At 60.2% G+C, this 8,595-nt stretch carries 6 protein-coding genes and 1 tRNA gene; all 7 read right to left on the bottom strand.

Translation table 11 applies throughout. The features are described 5' to 3' along the window. Positions 1-183: 183 nt before the first annotated feature. Positions 184-813 carry an FMN-binding protein gene (locus H5U38_05380; GenBank protein ID MBC7186447.1) on the bottom strand — a complete coding sequence of 210 codons (630 nt, stop codon included), beginning with the start codon at positions 811-813 and terminating at the stop codon, positions 184-186. Further along, positions 810-1,889, bottom strand: coding sequence for an RnfABCDGE type electron transport complex subunit D (locus tag H5U38_05375; protein ID MBC7186446.1), 1,080 nt, complete (start codon positions 1,887-1,889; stop codon positions 810-812). The genes H5U38_05380 and H5U38_05375 overlap by 4 nt, the downstream gene beginning before the upstream one ends. Then, complete coding sequence (locus H5U38_05370; protein ID MBC7186445.1) at positions 1,873-3,285, bottom strand: 4Fe-4S dicluster domain-containing protein; 1,413 nt, start codon at positions 3,283-3,285, stop codon at positions 1,873-1,875. The genes H5U38_05375 and H5U38_05370 overlap by 17 nt, the downstream gene beginning before the upstream one ends. Positions 3,286-3,482: 197 nt before the next feature. After that, on the bottom strand, positions 3,483-6,566 hold the full coding sequence (locus H5U38_05365; GenBank protein MBC7186444.1) for an FAD-binding oxidoreductase: 3,084 nt from the start codon (positions 6,564-6,566) through the stop codon (positions 3,483-3,485). Positions 6,567-6,597: 31 nt separating this feature from the next. Then, positions 6,598-7,008 (bottom strand): MarR family transcriptional regulator, encoded by a 411-nt coding sequence (locus H5U38_05360; protein MBC7186443.1) that lies wholly within the window; start codon positions 7,006-7,008, stop codon positions 6,598-6,600. 128 nt (positions 7,009-7,136) lie between these two features. Continuing rightward, positions 7,137-7,210: transfer RNA gene (locus H5U38_05355), tRNA-Arg, on the bottom strand. A 210-nt stretch (positions 7,211-7,420) separates the two neighbouring features. Next, positions 7,421-8,595: hypothetical protein (locus H5U38_05350; protein MBC7186442.1), on the bottom strand; the 1,175-nt coding region annotated here is incomplete at its 5' end.

The raw sequence follows: 8,595 nt of genomic DNA, 5'->3' as shown, positions 1-8,595 counted from the left end.
CCCCTCGCGCTGCGTGAGGGGGACTTTTCTCCGCAAAGGCTTAGCCTTCACTTCGTCCGAGACTGTGCTCTCAGCCATTGCCTTTCCGCACACATTTTTGTGAAAGGGTGAGGTTTGTCAGCGAGCAAACCTCACCGCTAGTTCCTCGCTTTGTCGACCGATCTATTCTGCCCCAACAAGCGCTCAGTCGTGCTGGGGCGGATCCTGTGCTTCCGGTACACCATGCATCCCCGCCAGGAAGCTGGCCACCCCACGGCTTATGATGCGGTCCAACGCCTTGCTGGTCTCGGTGGCGCCAGTGATCGCGTCCACCTCGTTTGGGCCGCTTGCCTTTGTGCCATGCACCACATGCAACGCGGGAACAATCTTCTTGCCTTTGAACTGCTCCTGGAACCATGGTTCATTCATGCGGCCGCCTAGACCGGGTGTCTCTGCCTGTTCCACGACCTTGAAGCCGCGCACAGTCTGCAAGTCCTCGTCCAAGGCCAGGATCACCCGAATCGGTGCCCAGAAACCCGGCCCGGAGAGCTCGAAGGCAACCCCAGTGTAGGTCTTGACCCCATTTTTCATCTCATAGGCACGGTAGTACGCACCGGAGGGGCCTGTGACCACCTCCACGCTTCCCGCAAAAACCTCCAGCAAATTCGCCTCATCGTACGGGATCGAAAAGGCGTCGAGCACCATCCGTTTGAGCTTTTTCTCCTGGTTGATCTGAACAGTCGGTTTGGTGTAGTTATACACCCAGCCCAACAGTGTCGCCGAAATTGCTGCGCTGACCACCAACACCACGACCATCCGCACTCTGTCCTTCATTCCGACGCCGCCTCCCGATACTTTGCCATGAGAATGAGATGGTCGATCAGGGGAGCAAACGTGTTCATAAAAATGATCGCAAACATCACGCCCTCCACGTAGCCGGACAAACTGCGGATGAGCACGGTGATGATGCCAGCAGCTACGGCGTAGATCCACTTGCCCACCTTGGTGAAACAACAGGTGACCGGGTCGGTGAGCATGAACATTGCCCCAAACATGGCGCCACCAGCCAGCAGTTGGAAGAGCGGCGGCGCGAACTTTTCAGGCCACAGCGAGGAGCCAATTGCCGAAAAGAGCGCCATTGCCCCCAAGTAACCTACCGGCAAGCGCCAGTTGGCCACCTTCGTGGCGACAAGGAACGCTCCCCCCAAGAGGATCAGGAGCGCAGAGGTCTCGCCAAGTGAACCGGCCACCGTGCCCACAAATAGATCCCTTAGCCCGGTCAAGGAGTGCGTAGCCTTGTACGAGATGAGCGGCGTGGCGCCGGTGACCACGTCGGCGCTCCATCTGGCAAATCCACCAAGCCCAGAGGTAAACGGCTCCTGCCAGCGAGTCGTCATCGTCGCGGGGAAGGCCACGGCCAAGAAGAGGCGACCAATCATCGCTACGTTGAAGATGTTGCGCCCGGTGCCGCCAAAGGCTTCCTTGGCAAAGACTGTGGCGAAAACGATGCCGACAGCAACCGTCCAGAGAGGAATTGTGGGGGGCAGAATCAGCGGAAAAATGAGACAGGTGACGAACGCCCCTTCGTGGATCTCCTCCTTGCGCGCGTAGGCAAAGAGCCACTCGGTACCCACGCCGAAAACATAGGATACCGCGATGACGGCCACGCTGCGCCAGCCAAAGAAATAGATGGAAGCCACGGTAGCGGGCATCAGTGCCAAAACGACCATGATCATGAAGCGTTTCAAGTCCAAGGGGTCGCGCACAAACGGGGGCGCCGCCGGGAGCTCTGGTTTCAGGAAGAAGAAGGCATCCAGGGCCTGCAAGGCAGTGCCCAAAGGGGACAAGGCTTTGTGCTTGTTTACAAGACCGTGGGCACTCTGGAAAAGACGCTCAAGCAGTCTCCGCATACTTTTCCTTCTCTTGCATCAGCGTCCGTTTTCCAAGGCGAATATCGGCCAGCAAATCGATCTTCGATGGGCATACGTAGGAACAGAGCCCGCACTCGATGCACGAGAGGATGCCAAAGCGCTCGCTCTCGTCCACCAGGCCGTGCGTTACCTGCTTGCTGAGCAAGTGGGGGATGATCTCCACTGGGCACACATCTTCGCAGTAGTTGCACTGCACACAAGGGCGCCTTTCCCCATGCAGGCTGGCCACCAGACGGCGGGAGCCGAACGGGAGCACTGCGGCGAGAAAGGCGTTGCTCGCTGAGACGTTTCTTGCACCCGGACGGAAGGAACCGAGTAACTCCGCCTTAGTGGGGAGCGGCAGGCAGGCAAGCGCAGCGGTGGTGCGCGTCACAGGAACTTCCAGGTCGGTGACGCGGAACCCGGTGAAAAGGCCGCCGAGCACCAGATACGGCTCGGCCTGGTCAGTCAGGCGGTTGCTTACCAATGCACGCACGCCAGTCCCAACACGCACCTTCGCATACCCCCCGCGGCTGAAGCCATTTCCCCCCAGCGCAATGAGGCGCTCCGTGATCGGGCGCCCATCGACGACGGCCTCTTTGGCATGGAGCACCGCCTGCGCATCACTGACCACGGCACCTACCGCTGCCGGCGAGGTGATGACTTTCTTATGCGCAAGCAGTGTGGTTACCAGAAGGGCCGGGTGCTCCTGTGGGTACTTTGCCACAAGGGGTCGAATGGTAAGCCAAGGAGGCGCGCCGCCTCGGCGGTGGACCTCGGCAAGGAGGTCACTGTCCGCACGGCTGTGGCCCACAGCTATCTTGGCCTCGGGGAATGCTTGGTGCAGCACGCGCAGGCCAATAACAAAGTCGTCCAGTCGCCCGTCGAGCAGGCTCCGCAGCTTGGGCAGAAATGGCTCGGTAGCCAAGGCCGCGATGGCAACGAACTTGACCTGTTCTGCAGGCAAGAGACAGGGTGCAGCAGGCGCTGGCAAGCCCTCGAAAAACAGGGACCCGACCCCTGCCTCATGCAAAAGCCTCTGCACCTCCTCAGCGGGGAGCTGTTCAAAGCTTGCGGTTGCCCCAGGCAGACGCTCTTCCTCATTCCTCCCGTCAGGTTCGATGCAGATCGCCGGTACCTCGTCGTCGCCGATCTTGACCGAGCCGATTTGGGCAACACTCCCGCTGGCGGGTGCATGCACGGGACAGGCGAACTCGCCTTCGGCCCTACCGAGCACTTGGCCTCGCACCACGCGGTCACCAGCTTTGACGACCGCCGCACAAGTCCCGCCGAAGCCCTGCCGCAATGGTACCCACAGAGGGCCGGAAAGGGCAACCTCCTCCACGCCGGCTGGAGGTTCCCCTTCCAACTTTGGAAAGCGAAAACCGCCTCTCATGCTCTTCCCGTGTCTGCCTATCATGCGTTGGGACCACAGAATTCAGTCTTGCTAACCATGACCACTCGCTCTGGAGCCTGCGCGGCCATCTTCACCTGCCGCAGTCTCGGGACGCGCACCGCAACACCCTTGTTAAGGCACTGGTGTGTGGAAAAAATAGCAACTTTCCCGAGAAAAGCAAGCAAAAAGAGCTCGACCTATACGGCGACAGCCGCCTTTGTCTTGCCGCGCAAATAGTCGATCATCGGCTGTGTCACCAGCGGCACCACATCGCCAATCATGTGTGGCATGAGGTTCTGCATCACCTGGGGCATCAGTTCCGGCATTTGCTCGCGCATGTAGTCGGGCATTGGGATGCGCTCGGCCACGCGTGCAAGCATGACCGGCATCACCTTGGGCATCATAATGGGCAACAACTTCGGGAACAGCACCGGGAACAGAGGCTTCATGAGGGTCAGAGCCCCGGGCAACTTGCCCATGACGCGCATCATGGATCCCATGCCTAATGGCATGGCGTCTATCAGCTCCGGCCACATGGTGCCCATTAGTTCGGCGAAACCTTGCGGCGTCATCAGGGCGATCATCGCCTCGAACACGGCCCACTGCGCCTGCACTTCGGGATTCGGGTCTGGGAACTCGTAGCCGAGCTTGGCTGCAGCGAAGCGAGCGAGGTCGACAACCTCCAAGGGCAGCTGCTTCTTGCTGGCCGTCACCCGCAGTTGAAACTCGCAGCAAGGGCAGAGGCTGAGCACCGTTTCTGCGCCGGCCTCCATTGCCTCCTCGAGTCGCACCCTCCCAATCTCCGCCGCAACCGGTGGTTCTTTGATCAGCGTCAGCACGCTCCCACAGCAGTGCGCTTCGGCTCGGTTGTGCTCCATCTCCACCAGCTCCGCCCCAGGCAGCGCTCTAATGAGCTGACGTGGCTCCTCGTACACCCCAGAGACACGGCCGATATGGCAGGAGTCGTGCCAGGTCACCTTCTTTGCCGTCGCCTTGCCGCGGGGGAAAGAGAATTCGCCACTTGCCAGCTTTTCGGCGATGATCTCCGAATAATGGCGGGTCGCGATATCGTAGTTGATGCCCAGTTTATTGGCCCACGTGGGATAGACTTGCCGCCACATCATGTCGCAGGCAGGGCACGAAGTCACTACCGTGTCGGCGCCGGCGCTCTTCACCGCCTCGATGTTCCGCTGCATCACCTCGGCAAAAAGCTCCCATTTGCCGGCCACCAGCATCGGGGTGCCGCAGCAGTTCTCCTTCTCGCCAAGGTAGGTGAAGTCGACGCCGGCAGCGTCCAACAGTCGGACGGAGGCCATGCCGATATCGTGCTCCACGTAGCTGGCGGTGCAGCCCGCGAAGTAGACGGTCTTGCTCTTGTGCTGGGGGCCGTGCTTCTGCCTCAGGTCCTCCGGGAACCAGGCAGCCCGGTTCTTGCGGTACCCCGCCCAAATGTTCCCTTGGCCGCGCAGGGCAGCGGCCATCATCTCAAAAGGCGGGAAGGTCATGCGGCGGTCGTCAGTGATCAACTTGCCGCGGAGCTTCATCCAGGCCGGCTCGATGGGCAGCGCTGCCGAGCAGCGGAGATTGCACAGCTCACAGGTCGTGCAAACAAGGAAGGTGTCCACCATTTTCTGGTCCCAATTGACCTTGCCTTCCATGAACTGCCGCAGCCAGTACCACTTGCCGCGCGGGCTTTGGCTTTCCCAGCCGCGGCTGTAGAACTGATCGCACTCGTCGATGCAGTAGCCGCACTGGGAGCAACCGTAGGCATACCAGGCCACGTCAGCCGGTATGCCGCGCACCTCGCCACTGGGGCGCTCTCCCACTTGGGTGATCACTGTGTTGCCAAAAGGCCTAATCACGGGCTCAAACCAGCTTGCCAAGCGCATCAAGGCGCCGAACGAGCCGTTGCTGAAGACCTTCCGCGGATTGAGGATCCCTTTCGGGTCGATCTGTCGCTTGAAGCGCCGTGCTCGCTCCAGGCGTTCTTTGCCAAGGATTTCGCGGCCGCGGCTCGCGAAGTAGAGGCCCGTGGCATAGGGGCGCCCGCCGTGCTTGCCGGCGATGTTCATGATGGTCATCACCAGCCCGAAGACAAAGTTGTAGCTGAGACGTCGCTGATCGCTGGGGATGAAGCCGAGGATGACTACCTCGGGAGTGCCTCCTACCCCCTGCCTGATCACCACGCCCTCTTTGACCACCGGCTGGTGAACCTTGTTCTCTATTTCGGTCATCACTGCCCCGAGGCTGTGCAGGGGAACGATGACCTCCGCAGGGACCAGGGAAGGACCAAGGCGCTTGACGATCATCAGCTTGAAGCGATGCTCCCACTCGTGCTGCGCGATGCGCTCGCTGAGCACCTCGCCCTGACAAGGCTTCAGCAGTTGTGCTAACTTTTCTCGGACCTGCTGGCTATGCTCTTTGCGAAAAGCAAGGGTGGTGATGTAAGCCGCAGGCAGGATCACCCGCTCTTCGACGGGATGGCCATAGTGCTCCATCAGAGGCGCACGATTCTTCATCTCGGCCATGCGTGGATTGATGAACATCATCGCCCAAATGGGCAGGCCGGCGTCAATCACTGACTGGGCGAAACGCTGCAGATCGTGCGCATCAGGACAGGCAACGGCCACGACGTCGAGCTCTTCGTCAGGCTTCACCCGCAGCGTCACCTGGCTGATGATCCCGGTCGTGCCTTCCATGTCGGCAACCAGATCGAGGTCGCTGCCGCTCAAGTCACGCGTCTCCCCAGAGGGCAACACCACACGGGCGGAGACGACATTATCTCGGAAATATCCGTATTCATAGCTTCCTATGCCGGCGCCCCCTTGGGCTAACCATCCCCCAACGCTGGAAGAAGGGTAACTGGTAGGATAGAGGCGCAAGGTGAGCCCGTGCTTCTTAAGCGTGCGGTCCAGTGCCTCCCAGGTGATGCCGGGTTGCACGGTCACCGTCTCCGCCTGCGGATCTATCGCGAGCACGTCCTTCATGTGGTAGAAGTCGATGACCATCCCTTTCTTGACAGGGATCACCCCACCGTAGCCAGAGGAGGCTTTGCCGCGCGGCGTGATTGGGATGCGCCGCTGGTACGCCCATTTGACCAGCTCAATGAGCTCGTCCTCGTCCTTCGGCTGAACGACCAGGTCCGGGACAGTACTCCCTACAAACGGCCTCACCAGCGGGGGCATGGCGGCGATGTCGTGCCCATAGAGCATCCGCTCGACTTCGTCGAAGGTCACGCGGTTGCCAAACGCCTTGAAATAGCTCCTATCCAGACGCGCCATGGGATCTCTCCGTGCGTGGGTTAGGTTCCTGTTACATCACGTCAACGAGCAGGGTGAGCGCTTCGCGCACCTTTTTCTGTGCTTGCGGCGAGAGCGCGGCAAGCAATCGCTCCTCGCATTCGGTCATCAGTTCCCCGATGCGGTGTTGCATCTCCTTTCCTTGGTTGGTGAGCGTAACATTGACGCGGCGGCGATCCTCGGCTGCAGGGGTGACCGAGACGTACCCCTGCTTGGCCAAACGGTCGATCACGCGGCTCCCCCGCGACGGCGAAAGCCCCATCTTCGCCGAAAGCTCGCACGCTGGGAGCGCCTCGCCTTCCTCCATGATGAGCAGCGCGTTGAACTCGGCCGGCGACAGCGCAAGCTGGTCCATGATCTTTTGCTCAGTGGCCCAACACTTTGCGCTCACCGCCATGATGAGTTCAAACAGTCGCTTTTCCATAGCCGCGTTTCCTGCTAAGGGCAATAGTTGCTAATGGCAACAAACCTGGCAAAATCTACAACATCGCGGGCAAATTGTCAAGAGAATTCTTGCACGGCATAAAGGAGAAATGAGGGCGGGAAAAAGTGCGCGCCCAGTGCGATTCGAACGCACGACCTACGGATTAGAAGTCCGTTGCTCTATCCAGCTGAGCTATGGGCGCGAGGGAAGGCCCGAAGACTAACCAAGGTGCTCTAAATATACCACCTGCAGGCAAGGAAATCAAGCGCCTTTTGCCCTCGTGTTGAGGAAGCACGCTCCGACCTGGGCACGTCGCGTGCAACGGAAGCTCGCGCATGCCAATGCCGCGTCCCGGCTCTCACGCGGCCCTTTCACCTAAACTGCTGACCTGCTCGCCGGCCCGGATAGGCACCTACTTTTCCATCCTCACCAGCTGCACGGCGTAACCGGGAATGCTTAGCACCGTGTCTCGCACCGTGGGCTGTTGAACATCGGCGCTCGTGTCGTCCACTTGGCGGAGACTCAAGTGCCCGGCATCGACGCCGCTGATCGCATAGGACACCGCCTCGCCGGTGGGATTCGCAATCAGGAGTGCCCTCTCCCCTGCCTCATTTTGCCCGGCGAACATCCACATTGACGTGGCGGGCGTAGCGGTGATCGCCAGCCGCCGCGGGTAGTTGGTCAACGCTGCCCACAGAGAGAAGGCTCTCGCGACCAATTTGGGTCTCCCGTCGGCGTAGAACATGCCGTAGAAGGTGGGTGCGTCCATCGCTGGGTCTGGGCCACGATAGAAAGTCGCCACAGAGATCCCTTCCTGCTGCATGGCGATCCATGCAGCCGTCAAGATGGCTGCGCCCTTGCCACCGGTGCGCAAAGCAAAGGCCTCGGCGCTTTTTTCGTCAACGAACCTGATATCGGTGTTCCACTCGGTAACATGCATCGTGGCTGATGAAAATCCGGCAGCGTCCAGCTCGCTGCGGTAGAACCGCGCACCGGTGATCCAATCGTTCGGCTCGTTGGAATAGAGATGCCACGAAAAAAAGTCCAGCTGCACGTTGTTCTGCTTGAGGTAACTCAAGAAACTCCTTACCCACTCCTTGCCCTGCGCAGTCATGAACCCGGTCTGCATCACCGCAGGTCCGCCGACCTGCAAGTCGGGGAAAGCCTCCTTCAACGCCTTCGCGGCATCTGCAAAGAGCTGGAAGAATTCAAGGCGGGTGCGCGGGGGTGGCCAAAACTGCGCGTTATCGGGCTCGTTCCATATCTCCACGTACCGGAAAGGCGTGGTGAAGCCGTTCCATTTGCCTTCGCGATAGTGCCGCACGACCTCAACGGCCGCACGCACCCAGTTAGCCCTCTCTTGGGCATTTGCCGGCGGCTTAGCGTTGTTCCAGGAGTCGCCCAGCCGAAAGTAAGGCTCAAAGCCGCCGTCAACAATTGCGCGCCACATAACGTCACTGGCCGCAAAGTCATAAGCTGCCGGCTCAGACGGGTCTCGCGTGCGGTCCCGGTACATGAAAGCCATGTCCCGCGGCCCGTAGAAGTCGTGGGTGCGGACGAGCGTCACGCCAATTTCCTGGTAGGCGC

The organism is Calditrichota bacterium, assembly GCA_014359355.1.
Lineage (GTDB): Bacteria > Zhuqueibacterota > Zhuqueibacteria > JANLFK01 > Oleimicrobiaceae > Oleimicrobium.
The sequence above is the reverse complement of the archived record's forward strand: the minus strand, read 5'-3'. Positions and strand labels throughout refer to the sequence as shown.

What these genes read in the sequence shown, in the direction of transcription:
- H5U38_05380 (MBC7186447.1), bottom strand. Translation starts at nt 813, where the DNA reads ATGAAGGACAGAGTGCGGATGGTCGTGGTGTTGGTGGTCAGCGCAGCA.
- H5U38_05375 (MBC7186446.1), bottom strand. Translation starts at nt 1,889, where the DNA reads ATGCGGAGACTGCTTGAGCGTCTTTTCCAGAGTGCCCACGGTCTTGTA.
- H5U38_05370 (MBC7186445.1), bottom strand. Translation starts at nt 3,285, where the DNA reads ATGAGAGGCGGTTTTCGCTTTCCAAAGTTGGAAGGGGAACCTCCAGCC.
- H5U38_05365 (MBC7186444.1), bottom strand. Translation starts at nt 6,566, where the DNA reads ATGGCGCGTCTGGATAGGAGCTATTTCAAGGCGTTTGGCAACCGCGTG.
- H5U38_05360 (MBC7186443.1), bottom strand. Translation starts at nt 7,008, where the DNA reads ATGGAAAAGCGACTGTTTGAACTCATCATGGCGGTGAGCGCAAAGTGT.